General features: G+C 36.5%; 21 protein-coding genes. 2 read left to right on the top strand and 19 right to left on the bottom strand.

Annotated features, from left to right (window positions below; all coding sequences use genetic code 11):
* Window positions 1-53: 53 nt before the first annotated feature.
* Window positions 54-2,189, top strand: a complete 2,136-nt coding sequence (locus BLR36_RS03560; protein WP_093060357.1) for a cell division protein FtsA — start codon at window positions 54-56, stop codon at window positions 2,187-2,189.
* A 62-nt stretch (window positions 2,190-2,251) separates the two neighbouring features.
* On the opposite strand, the gene BLR36_RS03555 is transcribed toward BLR36_RS03560, so the two are convergent.
* From BLR36_RS03555 to BLR36_RS03500, 12 genes are all read right to left on the bottom strand, one after another.
* Window positions 2,252-2,524, bottom strand: coding sequence for a hypothetical protein (locus BLR36_RS03555; RefSeq protein ID WP_093060356.1), 273 nt, complete (start codon window positions 2,522-2,524; stop codon window positions 2,252-2,254).
* Window positions 2,525-2,585: 61 nt separating this feature from the next.
* Window positions 2,586-2,852, bottom strand: a complete 267-nt coding sequence (locus BLR36_RS03550; RefSeq protein ID WP_093060355.1) for a hypothetical protein — start codon at window positions 2,850-2,852, stop codon at window positions 2,586-2,588.
* Between the two features lie 122 nt (window positions 2,853-2,974).
* A complete protein-coding gene (locus BLR36_RS03545) occupies window positions 2,975-3,550 on the bottom strand; it encodes a YtxH domain-containing protein (RefSeq protein ID WP_093060354.1) in 576 nt (191 codons plus the stop codon).
* Between the two features lie 15 nt (window positions 3,551-3,565).
* A complete protein-coding gene (locus tag BLR36_RS03540; RefSeq protein WP_093060353.1) occupies window positions 3,566-4,030 on the bottom strand; it encodes a DUF948 domain-containing protein in 465 nt (154 codons plus the stop codon).
* A gap of 141 nt (window positions 4,031-4,171) precedes the next feature.
* Window positions 4,172-5,473, bottom strand: coding sequence for a UDP-N-acetylmuramate--L-alanine ligase (gene murC, locus BLR36_RS03535; RefSeq protein WP_093060352.1), 1,302 nt, complete (start codon window positions 5,471-5,473; stop codon window positions 4,172-4,174).
* Window positions 5,474-5,586: 113 nt separating this feature from the next.
* Complete coding sequence (locus BLR36_RS03530) at window positions 5,587-7,890, bottom strand: DNA translocase FtsK (RefSeq protein ID WP_093060351.1); 2,304 nt, start codon at window positions 7,888-7,890, stop codon at window positions 5,587-5,589.
* Between the two features lie 489 nt (window positions 7,891-8,379).
* The gene (ytpR, locus tag BLR36_RS03525; protein ID WP_093060350.1) at window positions 8,380-8,985 is read right to left on the bottom strand and encodes a YtpR family tRNA-binding protein; all 606 of its coding nucleotides are present in this window, start codon (window positions 8,983-8,985) and stop codon (window positions 8,380-8,382) included.
* Window positions 8,982-9,797 carry a DUF1444 family protein gene (locus BLR36_RS03520; protein ID WP_093060349.1) on the bottom strand — a complete coding sequence of 272 codons (816 nt, stop codon included), beginning with the start codon at window positions 9,795-9,797 and terminating at the stop codon, window positions 8,982-8,984. The genes ytpR and BLR36_RS03520 overlap by 4 nt, the downstream gene beginning before the upstream one ends.
* 57 nt (window positions 9,798-9,854) lie before the next feature.
* Entirely contained in the window at window positions 9,855-10,166 is a 312-nt protein-coding gene (locus BLR36_RS03515) for a thioredoxin family protein (protein ID WP_093060348.1), read from the bottom strand.
* A gap of 13 nt (window positions 10,167-10,179) precedes the next feature.
* The gene (locus BLR36_RS03510; RefSeq protein ID WP_093060347.1) at window positions 10,180-10,692 is read right to left on the bottom strand and encodes a hypothetical protein; all 513 of its coding nucleotides are present in this window, start codon (window positions 10,690-10,692) and stop codon (window positions 10,180-10,182) included.
* Between the two features lie 63 nt (window positions 10,693-10,755).
* Entirely contained in the window at window positions 10,756-11,280 is a 525-nt protein-coding gene (locus tag BLR36_RS03505; protein WP_093060346.1) for a DUF84 family protein, read from the bottom strand.
* Between the two features lie 78 nt (window positions 11,281-11,358).
* Entirely contained in the window at window positions 11,359-12,432 is a 1,074-nt protein-coding gene (locus BLR36_RS03500) for a M42 family metallopeptidase (RefSeq protein WP_093060345.1), read from the bottom strand.
* A 158-nt stretch (window positions 12,433-12,590) separates the two neighbouring features.
* Here BLR36_RS03500 and BLR36_RS03495 point away from each other — a divergent pair, with 158 nt between their 5' ends.
* Window positions 12,591-12,905, top strand: a complete 315-nt coding sequence (locus BLR36_RS03495; RefSeq protein WP_093060344.1) for a hypothetical protein — start codon at window positions 12,591-12,593, stop codon at window positions 12,903-12,905.
* 865 nt (window positions 12,906-13,770) lie between these two features.
* On the opposite strand, the gene BLR36_RS03490 is transcribed toward BLR36_RS03495, so the two are convergent.
* From BLR36_RS03490 to pepV, 7 genes are read right to left on the bottom strand one after another with little or no spacing between them, the layout of a single operon-like run.
* Window positions 13,771-14,619 carry a YtnP family quorum-quenching lactonase gene (locus BLR36_RS03490; protein WP_093060343.1) on the bottom strand — a complete coding sequence of 283 codons (849 nt, stop codon included), beginning with the start codon at window positions 14,617-14,619 and terminating at the stop codon, window positions 13,771-13,773.
* Window positions 14,620-14,634: 15 nt separating this feature from the next.
* The gene (gene trmB / locus BLR36_RS03485) at window positions 14,635-15,276 is read right to left on the bottom strand and encodes a tRNA (guanosine(46)-N7)-methyltransferase TrmB (RefSeq protein ID WP_093060342.1); all 642 of its coding nucleotides are present in this window, start codon (window positions 15,274-15,276) and stop codon (window positions 14,635-14,637) included.
* Between the two features lie 19 nt (window positions 15,277-15,295).
* Entirely contained in the window at window positions 15,296-16,213 is a 918-nt protein-coding gene (locus tag BLR36_RS03480) for a diacylglycerol/lipid kinase family protein (protein WP_093060341.1), read from the bottom strand.
* On the bottom strand, window positions 16,206-17,189 hold the full coding sequence (locus tag BLR36_RS03475) for a nuclease-related domain-containing protein (RefSeq protein ID WP_093060340.1): 984 nt from the start codon (window positions 17,187-17,189) through the stop codon (window positions 16,206-16,208). The genes BLR36_RS03480 and BLR36_RS03475 overlap by 8 nt, the downstream gene beginning before the upstream one ends.
* A gap of 2 nt (window positions 17,190-17,191) precedes the next feature.
* Entirely contained in the window at window positions 17,192-17,737 is a 546-nt protein-coding gene (gene thpR, locus BLR36_RS03470) for an RNA 2',3'-cyclic phosphodiesterase (RefSeq protein ID WP_093060339.1), read from the bottom strand.
* Complete coding sequence (gene dat / locus BLR36_RS03465) at window positions 17,734-18,585, bottom strand: D-amino-acid transaminase (RefSeq protein WP_093060338.1); 852 nt, start codon at window positions 18,583-18,585, stop codon at window positions 17,734-17,736. The genes thpR and dat overlap by 4 nt, the downstream gene beginning before the upstream one ends.
* A 2-nt stretch (window positions 18,586-18,587) precedes the next feature.
* Window positions 18,588-19,994 (bottom strand): dipeptidase PepV, encoded by a 1,407-nt coding sequence (gene pepV, locus BLR36_RS03460; protein ID WP_093060337.1) that lies wholly within the window; start codon window positions 19,992-19,994, stop codon window positions 18,588-18,590.
* Between the last annotated feature and the right edge of the window lie 40 nt (window positions 19,995-20,034).

Genomic DNA, 20,034 nt, shown 5'->3' with positions numbered 1-20,034 from the left:
TATTTTAGCGATTCAACTCGTTAAAGTATTTGTCTGAAAAAGGACGTGGGAAATTGACACCTAAATTATTTGCATTAGATATTGGTACAAGATCTGTAGTAGGGATTATTTTAGAAGAAAATGGAGACTCTTTCCATGTATTGGATATATTAGTGGAAGAACACAAAGAAAGAGCAATGGTTGACGGTCAAATACATAATGTGTTAAAAGTGGCTGAGGTCATTCAGTCCGTAAAAGAGAAGCTTGAAAAAAAGCATGGAAAATTGGAAAAAGTAAGTGTGGCTGCGGCTGGTAGAGCGTTGAAAACAGAGCAGGCAGAAGTTGTAATGGACATTAAAAATAGACCTATCTTTTCAGAGGATGATATGAATCGACTGGAGCTTTCAGCCGTCCAAAAAGCACAGAGTAATTTAATACAAAATGATACAGACAAGCATTCTAATCACTATTATTGTGTTGGATACAGTGTTGTCTATTATCGATTAGATGGAGAAGAAATAGGAAGTTTAGTAGATCAACAAGGAAACGAAGCGTCTATAGAGGTTATAGCAACTTTTCTTCCACGCGTCGTAGTAGAATCTCTTATTTCTGCACTAAAACGTGCTAACTTGGAAATGGAAGCGTTGACGCTTGAACCAATTGCTGCGATCAATGTGCTTATACCTCCTTCGATGAGAAGATTAAACGTAGCATTAGTCGATATTGGGGCGGGAACTTCTGATATTGCTCTTACAGATTTAGGAACTGTAGTCGCCTATGGAATGGTAGCAACCGCTGGAGATGAAATTACCGAAGCTTTGAGTGATCATTACTTATTGGATTTCCCGTTAGCTGAACAAGCAAAGAGAAAAATTAATACCGAGGAATTTGTCCAAATACACGATATTTTAGGTTTTGAGCAGGATATCCCAAAAGATGAGGTGATTAAAGCACTAAAACCTGCTATAGAGGTTTTAGCAAGTGCCATCTCAAACGAAATTTTGCGCTTAAATAACAACAAACCTACGAAGGCTGTGATGCTAGTAGGTGGGGGAAGTTTAACTCCAACTCTCCCTAGTGTTTTGGCTGAAAAACTAAATTTACCTCTCAATCGTGTTGCAGTTCGTGGGATAGATGCAATACAGCACTTAACGAAGGAAGAACATATTCCAATCACGCCTGAATTGGTTACCCCTATCGGAATTGCCATTGCAGCAAAACGTGCACCAATTCAATACATGTCTGTGCAAGTGAATAACCAAATCGTTCGGTTATTTGAACTTAAAGAAATGACTATTGCTGATGCCTTTTTAGCTGCTAATATTTCAGCTCGTAAACTTTATGGTAAGCCTGGAGCTGCATTAACTGTAGAAGTAAATGGGCAAATCATTCATATTCCAGGAGAGCATGGAAAACCAGCTGTTATCCAGCTAAACGGAGTTGAAGCTAGTACAAAAACAGCTATTCAAAATAATGATAAAATAGAACTATTAGAGGGCGTTGACGGAAAAGAAGGTTTCGCTACAGTGCGGGATCTTTTGGACGATGCGACGATTAAATCTATTACTTTTCAAGGTGTTATGTATATAGTTGAACCTATTGTGAAACAAAATGGGCATAAGGTTTCTTTAGATAAGGTTTTGCAAGACAACGACAAAATAACTGTTGAAACGCCGCAAACAATAGAACAGGTTATATATTCTATTCACAAAGAAAATTACTTAATCCAACTACAACCTTACACTGTAACCATAAACAATAAAGAACATTTTATCCCATCATTTTCATCAAAGCTATTGTTAAATGGTAGCCAGGCCAAACTAACCTATCCTGTTCAAGAAAATGATATTATACAACTGGAAACATTTAGTTCACCAACGTTGCAACAGCTTGCAAATCAACTTGAAAAAAAGTTAATGGACAAAATAATAGTTACATTCCAAAACAAAACAGTGGAGCTCATGAAAGAATGTGCAATTGTGCAGAAAGAAAACGTCCAATTGTCCCCTACTGATATAATTCCTAAAAAATCGAACATTCAGTGGCAGGATATAAATAATTCCCCCTGGATCTTTCAAGACGTTTTTCGTTTTACTGAATGGACTATGCCGGAGCAAGCTGGTTCATTCCAAATATTAAAAAACGGAGAGCCTTCACGTTTTGATGAAGAAATATTTGGTGGCGATTTTTTAGAGATCTTGTTTGGATAAAACAAAAAGAGTCAGATTCAAATTTTGTGAATCCGACTCTTTTTCTTCTTGTTTATGAACCTTCACTCATTTCTATAGGCGACCCACGATGTTTTTAATGCAGCGTAATTTCCAACAGCTGCATATCCATAAAACCACCCCATGAAAATACCAGCGAATAAGTTATTTGGATGACTAATAAAAATGGATATTAATAGCCCAATGAGGAGTGCAATATACGGTGTAAATGTGCTAGGGATTTTAAAGTATACTTTTAGAAGTTGAGTTAGAATCATAATTGCCGGAACAGCTATTAGAGCATCCCAAAAATTTGTATGGATTATTGGAAAGTTCATCTTGTCACCTCAAGTATAGCGTGCCCGATTTTATAAAATTTAATTCGTTATTAGATTTATTTCAGTAAAAACGCTTCTGACTATTTATTTGTTTTTTTAGATATTTAATTTCATCGTTTAAATGGTCAATTTGTTTCTGTAAATTTTTGTTATCAGAACTATCGCTATTATTCTGTCGGCTCTCTTCTAGTGCAAGAACAGCAGCTATTGTGGCTAACGCATCTCCAAAGGTTGTGATTGCTGTGGCAATCACAGCTAGTTTTGCAGCTTGACTCTCCGTTTGCTGGTCTGGATTATCTTGTCTAAAATTTAAATTATTTTTATTCAAGTCAATAGCTCCCTAAAAGTTAAAATCATCTCCATAATATTTTATGCAATAATTAATTTTTCGTGAAAGAAAGGATAAATACAAAAAAGCATTGCTATGTGCAATGCTTTTTTATGATATATTTACTTTTTTTCTTCTTCTGCAACTGCTTCTTTAATCGCTTCTGCAACTGCTGTCGCATTTTCTTCTTGATCTGTTAATTCTTCAGTTGTAAAGGTGACCGTTTCCATAAATTCCATTGGCTCTTCTCCCTCAGAAGAAGCCGTACCGTCATCCAACGGTGAAGAGGCAGCTGGTTTAATAGCTTTTACTTTTTCAACTAATTGTCCGGACTGCTCTTGAATTTGCTTTGAAAGCTGAGTTGTTTTTTCTTTCGCAGTAGAAGATAAATCCATCGTTTTCTCTTTTAGCTGACCAGCCTGAGTAGAAAGATTTCCACGAAGTTCTGTACCAGTTTTTGGTGCTAACAATAAAGCAGTCGTTGCCCCGATTATTCCACCAATTAACACACCGAGAATAAAATCTTTACCATTTACTTCTTCATCACGGTAAATATCATCTCTTGGATCATTGTTGTAGTATGGTACTGGTGGATAATTGGGATTTCCCTGCTGATTATAAGATGATTGGTTGGCATAATATTCATGATTATAAGTTGCATCATTGTAGTTAGGTTTAGTTTGCTTTTGATTTGTCATGTAAAATTCCTCCAATTATAGTGGTTTTTGGTTGTCATTGTCGTAAGTGTAATACCCAGCACGTTCTAATGCTTTACGTTCTTTCCATTTGTCTCGAACGCCTAGAAAAACATTACTCCATTGTACAACCTGAGCAATTTTCTCTTCATTCTTCTCCACTTCGGATGTTACAGAAGTTGTTAAACGTTGGATAGAATGATTAAATCCATTTACAGATGTTCCTACATTTTTAACTGCATCGACTACTGTATTTAACTTCTCAGATTTAGCTTGAATATCTTCTGCTAAGTCATTTGTTTTATGAAGAAGTTCCGCTGTTTCTTTTGTCATGTTTTGAAGATTCGTTTCTAACCCATCTAATGTGTCCGCCACATTATTTAATGTCTTTTTAACTGAAAATAAGGTCATCGCTAAACTTATACAAAGTATTAGAAATGCAACAGCGGCTATTATAGCGGCTATGTATAAAAGATTTTCCATTGAACATCCTCCTAAAGCTGATCTGTCTTAATACAATTTTACCCCAATCAAATCAAATTAAACTTCCTATCTATACTATACTACGTTTCTTTTAAATATCCTTCTAAAAAAAGCTTAATCTAAATAGATTAAGCTCTTTTATTAATTATTAAGTTTTGCTTCAAAGGCTTTTTGATACTTTTGAACGTCGCCTGCTCCCATAAATAAGAATACAGATTGTTCATTTGTTTGCAATTCGCCTACATTTTCTTCTGTTAAAATGTGACTGCCTTCAATAATATCACCAAGCGTTTCAATCGTTAAATTTCCAGCATTTTCCCTTGCAGATCCAAAAATATCACATAAATAAACGCGATCTGCTAAACTTAAAGCCTCACTAAATTGCTGTAAAAACTTTTGCGTTCTTGTAAAAGTATGTGGTTGGAAAATAGCAACGATTTGGTGAGTGGGATACTTTTGTCTAGCCGATTGAATAGTTGCCTTTATCTCTGTAGGATGATGAGCATAATCATCAATGATAATATCATCACCTGCAATAGTCTCCGTAAACCTTCTTTTTACACCTTCAAACGTCTCTAACCCTTTTTGAATAGTATCTGATGGGACACCTTCATAATGGCAAAGAGAGATAACTGCAAGCGCATTTAAAATAGTATGATCACCGAACATTGGAATAGAAAAGCGATCATAAAATTCATTGCGTACAAATACATCAAAAGATGTACCCTCTGTTGAGATTTCAAGATTGCGGGCTGCAAAATCATTATGTTCCCCAAAGCCGTAGTATACGACCGGAACTTCCGATTTTATCTGTTGTAAATATTTGTCGTCGCCACAAGCAAAGATACCTTTTTTCACTTGCATCGCCATGGACTTAAATGCTTGGAAAACATCATCGATATCTTGGAAATAATCTGGATGATCAAAATCAACATTAGTCATAATAGCATAATCAGGATTGTACGCTAGAAAATGACGACGATATTCACAAGCTTCAAACACAAAATTAGAAGCATTATGCACGCCTTTTCCAGTTCCATCACCTATCAAATACGAAGTTGGTTCATATCCACTCAATACATGAGATAACAAACCAGTAGTCGATGTTTTACCATGAGCCCCAGTAACTGCAATAGATGTAAACTGACTCATATAATCGCCTAAGAAGTCATGATATCGGATTACCTCTAAGCCAAGCTCTCTAGCTTTGACCAACTCAGGATGATTGTCTGGAAAAGCATTCCCGGCAATAACTGTCATACCCTCTTTAATATTAGATTCATCAAACAATAATATTTCTATATTTCGCTCATGTAATGGTTTTTCTGTAAAAAAATATTTTTCAATATCAGAGCCTTGCACTTCATAGCCTGTATCATGCAAAATTTGCGCTAACGGGCTCATACCAGACCCTTTAATGCCTGTAAAATGGTACTTTGTCATACGTAGTAACCTCCTGGGATTAGCCCCACTTAAATACATTGAATAATTCATGCGCCTATCTGGACGTATTCATCATTATAACACTTCTTCTTGTGAACATTTAATAAAAAATGTTAACTAAATATTTCGTCTAAAGTTTCACTTGTTAAAAGAACATCTCTAGCTTTACTTCCCTTTTGCTCTGTAACATAACCATTTTCATACATGGCATCTATTAAGCGGGCTGCTCGGTTATATCCTAGATGAAATTTACGCTGCAATAATGAAGTGGATGCAGTTCCTTGTTCTACAATAAATCGGCAAGCCTCTTCAAATAATTCGTCCTGTTCAGAGGTTATTTCTTTTTGGAGAAGCTCCTCTTGTTCAAACAAATAATCTGGATTCCCCTGAGTTCGAGCATATTCAATAACACTTTCAATTTCGTCATCCGATACATAGGTACCTTGGATACGAACAGGGCTAGACATTCCGTTACCTTGGTAAAGCATATCTCCTTTTCCTAGCAAACGTTCTGCACCCTGCTGATCCAAAATCGTGCGTGAATCAATTTGTGAAGATACGGAAAATGCAATTCGTGTAGGGATATTTGCTTTAATGAGACCAGTGATAACATCAACTGAAGGTCGCTGTGTAGCCAATACTAAATGTATTCCACAGGCTCTTGCCTTTTGTGCAATTCGACAAATAGCATCTTCTACTTCCGTAGGAGCCATCATCATCAAATCCGCAAGCTCATCAATTACTATGACAATATACGGAAGCTTCTGAGCAAACTGGCGCTTCTCGGTAGCGAGCGTATTATATCTCGATATATCCCGCACCCCAATATGTGCAAACAACTGATAGCGTCGTTCCATCTCTTCCACTGCCCACTTCAGTGCTGCAGTTGCGGCTTTTACATCTGTAATAACTGGACTGACAAGATGTGGAATATGATTGAACGGTGCAAGCTCTACCATTTTAGGATCTATTAATAATAATTTTACTTCAGCTGGCGTCGCTTTATACAACAGACTTACTAATAATGAGTTGATAAATACAGATTTACCAGAACCAGTTGCTCCTGCAATGAGTCCGTGAGGCATTTTACGCAAATCCAATGTCACTGGTTTACCTGTAAGATCCAATCCTAAAGCGGCTTCCAAGGGAGAATCCGAGCCTAAAAATATATCTGTATTTATTACTTCAGCTAAGCGCACTGCACGAGATTTTCTATTTGGTATCTCTATTCCAATAGAGCTCTTCCCAGGTATTGGTGCTTGAATACGAATATCCTTTGCTGCTAACGCAAGCTTAAGATCATCCGCCAAGTTTCGTATTTTACTAACCTTTGTTCCCTGACCAACTGTTATTTCAAATTGAGTAACTGCTGGTCCCTGTACCATTTGAACAATTTCACCAACTACTTGAAAATGTGATAACGCATCTACTAATGTAAATGCTTGCTCCTCCATCCATTCCTTATCTTCCACATTCATCTCGGGAGGAAGTAAATGACTAAAAGAGGGTCTGACATAATTAGGTAGTATCTCTTCCTCTACTTTTTCTTCTATTGTTTTAACTTCCTGCACACTTAATTGAACCGTTTCATTTGTTTGTTTCTGCTCCTGCTGAATGGATGGCTTTGGTGTATTAACCGCCTTTTGCGCTACCGGAGAGATTTTGTTCATAGTATCTATTCTATTCAATTTACTTTTATCTGATTTCAGCATTAGTACATTAAATGGTCGAATATTTTCTTTTACTGGCTTTTCTTCAATGATTTCTGCATTTTGAGCTAGATCAATTGTTTCTACCATTTCCGCTACAGCTACCTCTGCTTGTACAACTTCTACTAACTCGGTTGCATGTGCTTTCTCTTCTAAATCATAAGCCAACTGATTTTCCTCTAGCTCTGTTTGCTGAACGAGATTGTCTGTTGCTATTACTTCCGGTTCTAAAATAGTAGGTTCCGGATAAGTTGCTGCAGCAGTTACTTCTTCAATTTTAGGTTCAATCTCTTCTGTGAACTCTTTTTCTTTTGTTACTACCGTTTTGGAAAAGCCATAAACAGGAGAAGGTACCTCTGTAGGTGTAAATGCTCTTTTCTTTCGATTTATAGCAGGAGTTTCTTCCATCATTTTCTTTTCAGCACGATGTGTTACAGTGGGCTGTTTACGTTGCTGCCACAGACTTTGGGTATGCAATGGTTTAAATTCTTGTTCCTTTAAATAAGGTTCCTCTTTATATGGTTCTACTATTTTTTCTTCCTTGGGATATCCGTATAACAATTCATTTTTTTCTTCATCTGATATTAACGGGAAACGAAAAGGAGTTTTCTTTGTTGCGGAATGGATCACTTGTTGTTGCTCTTCGTACTCCTCTTCAACTTCATTTTCATCTGATGCAAATAATTTTTTTAACCAATTCAAATTCATCACTCTTTCTAAAAGATACCTCTTATTCTATCAATAATAATAGGTTTCGTCTGTATTTAACAGGTAGAATGGGAAAAATATCATGCCTTTTTGTTGTTTGACTATTTGTAAAGTGCCACTTATATATTGGGACGGTGAATATTTTGGGCATTCCGAGAGTAAATAATGGCAATGAGCGAGTAAATAATGAGTGTTCGCGTAACATAACGGAGAGAGGAAGTAAATTTCATACAAGCACAAATAAATGTGCTCGAGAGCGTGTAACGACTTACCTAGACGAATGCAGTGCAGTCAAAAAAAGATCCAGATATACCTCTCATTTCCTTTGCGGTCGGAATCTTTCTCAGGGCGACTCGAGCCTGTATTCACTTCATCATATTGTTCAACTAGAGTCGCCGACCTGCGCTATAATTCACAATAACCACTTTATATAAGATCTATAATTTTCTAAAGAAAAAAAGCACACCATCATGGTATGCTTTTCATTCATTAAACTAAAAATTCACTTCCGACTTCTTTTTGTTCTTCCAGAACAAGAATTCCTTTTACTTCTGGTGCGTTAGGAATCGCCAATTCTCTTGCGGAGCATAGCATTCCACTTGAAGCAACACCCCTCAGTTCAGCATCTTTTATAACCATACCCGAAGGCATAACCGCTCCTACCTTTGCTACTACTACCTTTTGACCAGCTTCTACGTTCGGTGCGCCACACACAATTTGTAATGTAGTATCCCCAACATTCACTTGGCATACTTTTAACTTGTCAGCATTAGGATGCTGCTCCAGCGATTCCACTTGCCCAACAACAAATTTAGGAGATAGGTCCACTTCTAGTGTGAAAGATAAGCCATTTTTTGATAATATTTGTTTTACAGTTTCAACTATTTCTTCGTTTAAAGGAACATTACCTTGAACATCCAACTCTTTGTATTTACTAAATTCAAAAATATTTATAGCCAATACTTCATTTGTTTGTGCATCTTTTACTTGCGTGACATCACCATTAGTTTCTGTAATAACCTTATCTGTTTTTTCAGGTGTTAGTTGGATTAATAACACATCGCCAACTCCAGCTTTGTTGTAAAAAATATTCATTTGTCTTCGTTCTCCTTTGATACTCGATTTTTCGCCATGATAAATATCGGTTCTAAATCACCATGTTCATAGATGAAAGATAATGAAGTAACAGGTACAGTTCCAACGGTGAAGAAATGCATCGTCATTTGCGCTAGAACATCGTAGCCAGTTTCATTTCTAATATCCCCAATTATCATAACATCTTGATGGGGTACAGAAATAGTCATATCTCCAGTAATTTGTTTTTTCATGTCTTTTAATAACGATTCGTTAAGTATACGACTTGCATCATAGCCATCGTTATTATTAAAGAAATAAAATATATTGCCCGCAACCTCGTCCGTTTTAAAGCGATTTTCTAAATTTCTAACTTGGAAAAGAGCTCGTTCTCTTACTTCCGTCTCTCTTACCTTCCAGTCTGCGAGCATCTTTTCATCTAGCAAACGGTAAGTACTACCAAGATCAACAGCATAGTAAATTCGTGTTTCTGCAGTATGATCCTTCGTGATAAAACGATTGCCTTCATTAGACTTAAGCGGGAATGAGGTAGAACGGATTACTGGATATACTGATAATGAAGGATCTATTTCACCGGCCATCTCTTTTTCCATCGCTTGAAATGTTTCTTGTATCGTATATACAACCTCATTAATAGCGGCTTCTTTTTTCGTTTCATATTTAGCTAAGATTGGAGGAACCGAAATTTCAATTCCTTTCGCTGTAGCTTTATGAGTCAATCGAAGCTTATTCGTTTCTCTATTATAATCATACGTATAAATATCTTCGGAAAGCTTCGTTTTTAAGAGTCGTACAAGTTCAAGTGCTTTCATTTTTATCTTTTCCCTTCATTAAACAAAACGGTCCACTATGTGAACCGTTTCGTCCGCTTAAATCAGTTGTAGAAATGTCTCAATCTCTTCTTTAGTTTTACGGTCCTTACTAACAAACCGACCTTTTTCTACGCCATTTTCATATACTAGAAAACTAGGAATACCAAATATATCAAGCTCGATGCATAAATCGATGAACTGATCGCGATCTACGGAAATAAACGTGAACTCCTTAAACTTTTCTTCTACCTCTCCCATGAAAGGATCGATGAAATGACAATCTGGACACCATCCTGCCGTAAATTTAAATACAACTTTTTCTTGTTGTTTTAATTGTTCAAATTGTTCTACTGAAGCTAGATTTTCCATATGTATCACTCCTCTAGTTTGTTGCAATGGACCGAACAATAAGCATCATTTTCTTTAAATTAGTTGCAATATCCTGCTGTTCGGATATGGTAGTTAGTTTAATACCGCCAATACTTGTTATGAGCTCGTATTTTTCTTCACTATTTTCAATAATCGCAGCAAATCCAAAACGTCCATTTTGCTCAAAAGTTTTTTCTTTTACTACTTTTAGATTACTATCTGATGTCATCAAATTATAATATAGTTGACTGCTTTGCAATTCATTCGGATTAATAAATAGAATATATGAGTCATTTCCTTTGGAAAGAATAATATTCGTCTCATTTGATTCTTCCTCTATCGAAAAACCTCTAGGTAGAAATATATTGATATCATTCACTTTTTCATTTGGTTTTTCTGCATCATCTTGAAATGCAACTTTTGCATTTTCAAGCCCATCTGAAGTCTGTTCCTCTAAAGTAGAACATCCAGCTAACAAAATGACAGCTAGTGACGCGATCAATAATCGCATCCATTTTCGGGTCATTCTCGTTCCTCCATTCAGTGCATAACTGCTATATATTTTAACGATGATTACATACAGTTGCAACTACTTGAGCTTATTAGAAAATACAAATTGCCCTATCAATAATAACATTATATGCTCAAACATAGCACTTCTATTAACAAATCCACTTGAAAATACTCCAATGGCACCTTCTTCATGACGAATACCATTCTTATTAGAATAGACGTCCATAATTGGTCCAAGTTCCGCACCAGCTATTAATTGTTCCGCTATTTCAGCAGGGAGTGGAACTCCAGCTCCTGTAGCCGTAAAAACATCACCCTTTTGCGTTACAAGAGCTCCCCAATTACAAATGTACATTTGACCATCAATTACCTGAACTCCACCTTCTAAGCCTATTCCAAACACAGCTTCCTCTGAGTCCACCATAAGTTGCTTTGCTCGGTTAATAGCCCCTTGCCGTGTCTCTTCCTGACTCATAGGTTGATCCGACACTAGTGATGGAACTTCTTTGTTCTCAAATATTGCATTTGGATAATAAATACTAGCAATCGTCTGAACTGCTTTTGTTTTAGCTCTATTATGAGTACCTATTAATATCTTCATACATTTATCCTTCTTTCTAGTTAAAAAGATGCCTTTAAAGGCATCTTTTTAAAGTACAGTATCGCATCTGTCGCTTACTTATACGTTCGATTTAATTGTTTCTAAAGTAGTGCTATCGCATGATTTAACTAATTTGACTATAAGCTCTTTAGCCGCAGCATAATCATCTGTATGAATAATAGATGCAGCCGTATGAATGTAACGTGAGCAAATACCAATTACCGCGCTTGGAACACCTTCATTCGATGTATGAACACGTCCAGCATCTGTACCACCTTGTGAGATGAAATACTGATAGGGAATATTATGCGTTTCTGCAGTATCTAATACAAATTCACGCATACCTCTATGAGTTACCATTGTACGGTCGAAAATTCGTAAAAGTGTTCCTTTACCAAGTTGTCCAAACTCACTTTTGTTACCCGAAGCATCATTGGCAGGACTTGCATCTAAAGCAAAGAATAAGTCAGGGTTAATCATATTTGCTGATGCCTGTGCACCGCGAAGACCAACCTCCTCCATAACGTTTGCACCCGAGTAAAGCATATTCGGTAGTTGCTCGTTCTGTACCTCTTTTAAAAGCTCAATTGCTAAGCCACAGCCATAACGGTTGTCCCAAGCCTTCGCCATAATCTTTTTATCATTTGCCATCGGTGTAAATGCACAAACTGGTACGATTTGATCACCCGGTTTAATACCCATTCGTACAGCATCCTCTTTGTCATCTGCTCCAATATCAATTAACATATTTTTTATATCCATCGGTTTGTTACGAAGCTCATCGCTCAACAAATGAGGAGGAATAGAACCGATTACACCAGGAATTGTTTTATCCTTAGTGACCACATCTACTCGCTGTGCAAGTAAAACCTGGCTCCACCAGCCACCTAGTGGTTGAAAACGTACCATTCCATTATCTGTGATTCCTGTTACCATAAATCCGACTTCATCCATGTGACCTGCAACTAAAATTTTCGGTCCATTTTCATCACCTTTTTTAAGTCCAAAAATTCCACCTAGGTTATCTTGAACAATTTCATCTGAATATTTAGTCAGCTCGTCGCGCATAAAGGCACGAACTGCATATTCATTGCCAGGTGCTCCTGGAAGTTCTGTCAACGTTTTAAATAGTGAGCGTGTTTCTTCATTCATATAAAAAAGCCTCCTAAAGCTATGCAGAAAATAATATCCTTCTCTTATTGTAATAAAAGATCTCTTCGTTTACTACAATAAAACTTCGTAATCCGAAAAATTTTAATAGTAATGAGGATGTATGATACACTAAAAAAAATAAGATGGGAGGAATAATAATGAAATTAAAAGATTATATGATGGGACTTGGAACTGGAATTGTTATTGGGGTTATTGCCAGCCAAGCTACTAATAAGATGGATTTCAATCGTTCAGCCGAGCTTGTATTAAATGAAATTAAAAATTCTTTCAAAAAAGAGGGTCCAATTGATGGATCATGGATATATATGTCACCAGAAAAATTTCAAAAAGCTGCCATAAGTATGAATGTTTATAAAGGTGGAATTTCCCGTGTGAAGAATGGTGAACTTGAGCAATATGAGTTCGCAGCAGATGCAAAAACAGGTTCAGTTGTTGATTTGGTGAAAATTTAGTTTTAATAGAGTGGCTGTTCTTGATATTTATCATGAACAGCCATTTTTTTAAAGATAAGTATATAAAAATATTTTGTGAACACTGGTTTTAGGAGACTAGTAAGCAAAATAATCCTATGATTTCCGTTTCAGGTGGACGCTTTCCGTGGGGTGAGCGATGAGCTATCACCGTCGCTAGCGCGTCGATGTGATACCTCATCTGTCTCACTCATCCCACAGGAGTCGCCACCTTTCACTCCAATCAATGAAGGTGTGGTACTACACTAAGAAATTTGGCATAGCGTATCGCCTGAGATAATTTTATTAGTTAAAGTATATGTAAGTATAAAAACATATTTGGAGTAGTTGCATTATTCTTCCTGAACTGTGAAAAGAGTAGATAATATTTTTACTAGTGGAAATAAAAAGAAATAGTAAGTGTGCATTAAATAAAGAAGCGAAAGAGCGAACGAAATTGCATCTTCGTGAGCTTCCTCTATGTATTAGAAAAGTATCTTTTCTTTCGTTAAACAAAAACGCCCTCACCTGTTTCTAAGAGTTGGGGATGGGCGACGGATAGACAAACACCATAAGATTACCGAAAAAAAGGAGATTCTAGTTGGTTGTGACGGACGTCACAACCAACTAGAATCCCTAAAAAATCATTCGATAATCATATAGTAAAATCGTCTGTCCAAAGCAATTCAGAAACGATAGAAACATGTCTTTATCTTAAAGGACCGGGCGTTTTTTTGCCCGTTTTTTCTTATTGCCTGAAAATGATTAGTTAGAATTTCAGATGCTTTAGTTGGAATAAATGCTCTGCTAGTTGGAATAGGTTAAATTCTCCATAAAAAAGAGCGATGACAATGTCACCACTCACTTTCTACTTACGACTTCTCTCAACCAAATCCACTATTTCTTTTCCATCTTCAGACCATTTGATCATTCGATAGAAGGCATCATGGTAGAAGCTGAACCAGTAATTTTGTTGAAGTGCTTGTTTGACCCATTTTTCTTTCGCATACACAGATGTCATCGGATAATCGTCATATGCAAGAACCCAAAGTGGATTTTGGTGTGCATGGGTAGGCATTAAATCTGCCATATGTATGACAGTATCCTCTTCTTGTGTGAATACTACAATACTATGTCCGTCACTATGACCACCAGTATGAATCATTTGAATCCCTTCAATTATCTCGAGCGAATCTGTAAACGGTACTACTTGGTTTTCAATTGCCTCCCAATTTTCTTTCCAGTACGTATTTTTGGAGCGAATATTTGGATTTCGCATCTCCTGCCATTCAACATCTGATACGTATATTTTTGCATTTGGAAAAGTGGAAACAATCTGGTTACCTTCCCATTTCGTCAGTCCACAGGCATGATCGAAATGGAGATGAGTCATCATGACTATATGAATATCTTCTGGTAATATTCCTAATTCTACTAGATTATCTTCCACCTGGGATTGATCAGTAACTCCATAGTTTCGCAATTGTTTCTCGGTCATTTTAAGATAACCGAGACCTGATTCCATTAATATATTTTGACTTTTATATTGGATAAGTAATGGATCAGATGGCAGTTCAATCTGGTTTTTCTCATTGACCGGGTATTTCTTTTCCCATAGTGGTTTTGGAACAACCCCAAACATGGCACCCCCGTCCATAAAAGTTGTACCACCCTTTAACCATGTAAACGACATTTCATGAAATTTAAACGTATCCATTTCCCGACACCCCTTTTAGATGTATTTAGCTTCTACTCGATAGATAGGCTGTCCTTTTGCAGAAAACTTTTCTTCATATTCCGTCATAATATTATCCTCAGGCATATTAACATGCAAATCGAGAGAGACATCCTTGATAAGCATCCCGAAAGCAGACATACTCGTTAAGGAGTATTCAAATAGTCCGCGATTATCTGTTTTGAAATGAATTTCAGCATGGTCTACTAAAATCGATTTATATAACTCTAAAAATACTGCATGTGTCAAACGTCTTTTAGCATGTCTAGTTTTTGGCCATGGATCGGAGAAATTTAAATACACTCGATCGACGTCATTTTTTTCAAAATACTGAGCTAGATCTGCTCCGTTCACTTTCAATAATCGTAAATTCGGTAGTGGCTGAGCGGCAATTGCATTTTCCAATGCGGACACAATGACACTGTCATATAATTCGATTCCGATATAATTGATGTCAGGGTTTTGTTTAGCCATTCCTGTTACAAACTGACCTTTACCTGATCCTACCTCGATATGCAATGGATGATCATTATTAAACACAACGTTCCATTTCCCTTTTTTTTCTTCAGGATTTGGTATTACTATCTCTGGGTGAGCATTGATAAAATCCTCTGCCCATGGCTTATTTCTTAACCTCATTATTTAAACTCCTTTTTCTTTAACGGCTTGCTAAATTCCATGCATTTGCTACTACGGAACATGTATAAGCTGTATCTTTATCTGTTATGCCAGAAAACTCTCCGTCTACATGACCAAACACTTCATTATGAAGGACCATTGTAAACTCGGAAGCTTGGAACTGAGTAACTTCTTTAAATTTAGTATGTTTTCCAAAGAATACTGTACCAAAAATAAATAATAATTTCCATCTTGATAATTTGTTAACTACCGTCACCTCAAGTATTTGGTCATTTGCAATAGACTTTGGAGAGATTTTCATGCCTCCTCCAAAAAATGGCTGATTGCAAATAACAAAAAACCATACATCATCAAATCGGATAATTTCATTATTAGTATGTAAAGTAAAAGAAAATTTATCAAATGTAAATAATTCTTTCAATAAATATAATATGTATGCTAGTTTACCAAGTCTGAATAGGTTTAGCCTACTCTTCCATGTAGAATAATTTGCCAAATAAGCAACTTTTGCATCAAAGCCAAATCCTGCATTATTAACAAATTGATATTCCCTTTCAGGAGTTCGTACAGTTCCCAAATCCATTTCTTTGTGACTGTTACTATTTGCATAAGATTTTAAGTCCCTTAACGTATGAATTACAGCAAATGTTCGGCTAAAGTCATTTCCACTACCTGCAGGAATAAATCCAATTCTAACGTGTGCAAAACCTACTATACCAGCGATAATTTCATGAATGGTACCGTCTCCGCCAACACCAACTATTATCAAATCATCGAGCGAGTCTGCACAGCTTTTTGCTATTTCGGTGGCATGCTCTGTTCTTTCAGTTATAAATACTTGATGGGGAATATCAATTGTTTCTTTCCATTTGTTCCATACTTTCTTACCTAAACCATTTCCTGCGTGCTCGTTTACGATAAAAACTATATTACTCATCGATTTCCTCGCTCCCCAAATCCCAACTAGATCTGGAATAAGAAGTCGTTTGTACTAAGTCCAATATTGCCTGTGCTGCTTTAAATTGCATATGCTTCATCGGAGAAGGTGAGGATTTCAATGATAAAAACCACTCTGGAAATTTACGTGTATCGATAAAATCGGTGTTAAACGAGTTTCCTGGATAATCAATATAGCCATTTCTTGAAAGAATTACTTTTTTTATCGGTAGCTCTATATCTTGCTTTTGGAAAATCTGACTTAAGATAGATTCCATACGATTGAGATTAATCGTTGGATTTAAAATTTTCTTTTCATCTTTTCCGCTTTTCTTTAGCCAGAACCGATCTCCGCTTCCTATAAAAGCATCAGAAGCTTTAGCCTCAAGAGCTACTATACATACCACTTCTGTAGGTAGTATTAGTATGATATCTAATTCAATTGGTGCTTTTTTAAGCTTCAAAATAGGATAATAAAATAAAAAATAATTATCGGGTAATTTCTGTGTTAAATCTCGCAACATGGAATCTCTCATATATTTTGGATCTATATAAGACTTTTCACGCAGCGTGGAACTTGCCCATTTTAACTGAAAATGAAATAACTGATCTAAATACATTCGCTTTAGCTCTTCTTTTGTTTGTGGATTATATACTAGTTTAGGTTCAAAATGTAAAGTAGTAGACTCTTCAGGAATCAAATCTTCATCACTCAACTCATTATTTTGCCAGTCTAGCTCTTCCGTTGTTTCTTTTTTATGCTTTGGAAAAAGAATAGAGAAAATCGTTTTTTTCTCGTTTCCTTCCAAAACTTCCTCTTCTTTTTCTATCCAATCAGAGTTAAAAGAACCTCGTTCCCACTCTTCCTTTGTTCGATCCCACTGCTGTTTCTTTAAGCGCACAAACTGTGTGGGATATCTTTTAAGATCTAGTTGGTATCGAGAAACATAATCTTGTAATTTAACTAGTTGGGCCATTTTTATTTCCCTCCCCTATTTAAAAATGTACTAACTTCCTCGTAACGCGGAGATTGAGTTACATTAATCGTATAAATAGAAAAACTATCTACATTAAAGGCCAGATTAGGTAGTGTAAAGTTAACTAAATTGACCGATTCTTTAGCTGCCCATTTTTTAGCGATAGTAATATGGGCAGTAAAGTCGTTTTTTTTCTGTACTTCTATAATATCGGCTAATCGCTCTACAATTTTTTGCTGCAAAAATTGTAAAGGATTACTTTTTTCTAACGCAGTATATACAACGCGTGGAGTGACATCACTACCAAACTGCGCCACTCCACTTGTTGTTAGTTCAAATGAACCCCACTCTAACCGATGAAGAGAATCTATTATTTGAGTTAGTGTATCGTCTGCTACATGTCCCAAATAATACAAAGTTATATGGAGGTCCTCTGCTACCGGCAATATTTTATGAGTCTTTTGTAAGTTTGTTTTATCACGTTCCTGAATAATGGCATTTGCTACCTTCATTGGAATCTTTATAGCGATAAAATAATGCTTGGTCATACTTCAATGGATGAAGGAATTCTTTTTTCAAAAGCTACTTGAAGCTTTTCGGTCCATTCTCCACGTTTGCCATTACCGATTAGTTTATCGTCAATCGAAATTACAGGCATTACTTCTGCATTCGTAGAAGACATAATCATTTCATCCATTTCCAATGCTTGCGTTTTCGTAAATGCCTCTTCCACTACTGGTAACCCTATTTCCTCACAGCAGTTTAAAATAACTTGGCGAGTAATTCCGTTAAGTATTAAATTGCTAACAGGATGTGTATACAAAACACCATCCTTAATACCGTACATATTAGAGGATGAACCTTCCGTAATCGTTTCTCCACGATGCAGTACCGCTTCGTAGCAGTCTTTACTAATTGCTTCCTGTTTCGCAAGAACATTACCTAATAAATTTAACGATTTGATATCACAACGAAGCCAGCGGATATCCTCCACAAAGCAAGTTTTCACTCCATTTTCTAGCTGAGAAAGAGGGCGTGATGTTTCCTTTGTATATGCTGTTAAAACAGATTCAACCGATGGAACAGGAAAATTATGTTGACGCATGCTAGTACCGCGTGTAATTTGTAAATACACTTGACCGTCCTGAAGCTCGTTCATTTCAATAAGGTCATGTAGCATTTTGTGCATAACGTCTTTAGTATAGGGAATGACTAATTGAATTTTGTCAGCACTCGCATACAATCGGTCGATGTGCTCTGTTGCAGTGAACATATTACCGTTATATATTTTAATCACTTCATAAATTCCGTCGCCAAATTGATAACCACGATCCTCATAACCAATTTTCACATCTTCTTCTTGAACAAATTGATCATTCCATAATACTTTTACCATGCTTATTCCTCCTCGAATTTTGAACTTCCAGCAAGTTCTACAATTGCATCTGCATAAATAGCAGTAGCTTTAACTAAATCTTCAATATCTACATATTCATCTACTTGATGTGCTACGTCTTTTCTACCAGGGAAAAGCATACCGAATGCTACCCCTTTTTCTAAAACTCTTGCATAGGTACCCCCACCGATAGACAAAAGCTCAGCTTTCTCACCAGTATGTTTTTCGTATACTTTTTGTAAAGTTTTGATGAGTATATCTTCTTTATCGACATAATGTGGTTTAGAGTTAGTACCTAAATCTAATGTAATACCTGTACCATTAAGGAGCTCTCTACACGCTCTTAATTGTTCATCGAATGGATAGCTTACAGAATAACGCATACTAACCTGTGTGCATGAACCTTGAGCAGGTGCATAATGAATGACCCCTGGATTTAATGTCGTATCCCCTGAAATTTCATCTGTAAAATTGAGTGCCAGGGAATGTCCTCTACTCTCTTCACCAAAGGAATTCACTAAAAAGTTAACAAACGCTTTGGAATGAGGCGTTAAGTTAATGTTTTGTAAAAATTTAGCTAGTACAATTCCGGCATTAACACCATCATCTGGCTCCATAGCATGTGCTGATTTACCATGCACAAGCACTTTTACCATCGGACCTTCTTGCGTCACTTCCCCATTAACATTATGTTCTGCTGCAAACGCTTGGAACTTCTCTTTAATCATATGTAAACCACCGAATAATACCGCAAAGGCTTCATCGGGCACCATATTTGTACGTTTACCTGCTTGGAAAAATTGTATCGTTTCTGTATCCGCTGAACCGGTTTGCGTAAAGATTAGACTTGCGATTCCTTTTTCTGCATTAATAATGGGGAAATCCGCATCCGGGGCAAATCCCATTTGGGGCATTTCTTCTTTTTCAAAATATCTAGCCATACAACGGAATCCACTTTCTTCGTCTGTTCCAATGATGAGACGGACTTTTTTTGAAAGCTCAATTCCTGCTTCTTTCACTAGTTTCATCGCCATCCAAGCTGCTATCGTTGGTCCTTTATCGTCAATTGCACCCCGACCAAACACTTTATCATCAGCAACTATCCCTTCAAATGGTGGATATGTCCAATTTTTACCTTCTGGCACAACATCTACGTGACATAGAATACCTAATATATCTTCGCCTTCACCCATTTCAATATGTCCAGCTACATTATCCACATTTTTGGTTGTAAATCCTTCTTGCTCTCCCTCATTTAACATATGGAGAAGCGCTTCTAGTGGTTTAGGACCAAAAGGCATTTCATCATTACCTGCTTTTTCATCCATCACACTTGGAATTTGTATTAACCTTTGTAACTCTGCTACTATATCTGCTTTTTTAGATTCTGCTAATTCTAACCAGTTCAATTTAGTTTCCTCCTCTATCATACTTACCTTTCATTTTACA

Origin of the sequence: Psychrobacillus sp. OK028 (assembly GCF_900103605.1) — a bacterium.
In the GTDB taxonomy this organism is placed as follows: Bacteria; Bacillota; Bacilli; order Bacillales_A; family Planococcaceae; genus Psychrobacillus.
The sequence above is the reverse complement of the archived record's forward strand: the minus strand, read 5'-3'. Positions and strand labels throughout refer to the sequence as shown.

Coding starts and splice junctions, on each gene's coding strand:
- BLR36_RS03495 (WP_093060344.1), top strand. CDS start 12,591: ATGAAATTAAAAGATTATATGATGGGACTTGGAACTGGAATTGTTATT.
- BLR36_RS03545 (WP_093060354.1), bottom strand. CDS start 3,550: ATGACAAATCAAAAGCAAACTAAACCTAACTACAATGATGCAACTTAT.
- BLR36_RS03505 (WP_093060346.1), bottom strand. CDS start 11,280: ATGAAGATATTAATAGGTACTCATAATAGAGCTAAAACAAAAGCAGTT.
- BLR36_RS03515 (WP_093060348.1), bottom strand. CDS start 10,166: ATGGAAAATCTAGCTTCAGTAGAACAATTTGAACAATTAAAACAACAA.
- BLR36_RS03555 (WP_093060356.1), bottom strand. CDS start 2,524: ATGAACTTTCCAATAATCCATACAAATTTTTGGGATGCTCTAATAGCT.
- BLR36_RS03520 (WP_093060349.1), bottom strand. CDS start 9,797: ATGAAAGCACTTGAACTTGTACGACTCTTAAAAACGAAGCTTTCCGAA.
- dat (WP_093060338.1), bottom strand. CDS start 18,585: ATGGTAAAAGTATTATGGAATGATCAATTTGTTCAAGAAGAAGATGTG.
- BLR36_RS03475 (WP_093060340.1), bottom strand. CDS start 17,189: ATGGCCCAACTAGTTAAATTACAAGATTATGTTTCTCGATACCAACTA.
- trmB (WP_093060342.1), bottom strand. CDS start 15,276: ATGAGGTTAAGAAATAAGCCATGGGCAGAGGATTTTATCAATGCTCAC.
- BLR36_RS03530 (WP_093060351.1), bottom strand. CDS start 7,890: ATGAATTTGAATTGGTTAAAAAAATTATTTGCATCAGATGAAAATGAA.
- thpR (WP_093060339.1), bottom strand. CDS start 17,737: ATGACCAAGCATTATTTTATCGCTATAAAGATTCCAATGAAGGTAGCA.
- BLR36_RS03540 (WP_093060353.1), bottom strand. CDS start 4,030: ATGGAAAATCTTTTATACATAGCCGCTATAATAGCCGCTGTTGCATTT.
- BLR36_RS03480 (WP_093060341.1), bottom strand. CDS start 16,213: ATGAGTAATATAGTTTTTATCGTAAACGAGCACGCAGGAAATGGTTTA.
- BLR36_RS03510 (WP_093060347.1), bottom strand. CDS start 10,692: ATGACCCGAAAATGGATGCGATTATTGATCGCGTCACTAGCTGTCATT.
- murC (WP_093060352.1), bottom strand. CDS start 5,473: ATGACAAAGTACCATTTTACAGGCATTAAAGGGTCTGGTATGAGCCCG.
- BLR36_RS03490 (WP_093060343.1), bottom strand. CDS start 14,619: ATGGATACGTTTAAATTTCATGAAATGTCGTTTACATGGTTAAAGGGT.
- ytpR (WP_093060350.1), bottom strand. CDS start 8,985: ATGAATATTTTTTACAACAAAGCTGGAGTTGGCGATGTGTTATTAATC.
- BLR36_RS03500 (WP_093060345.1), bottom strand. CDS start 12,432: ATGAATGAAGAAACACGCTCACTATTTAAAACGTTGACAGAACTTCCA.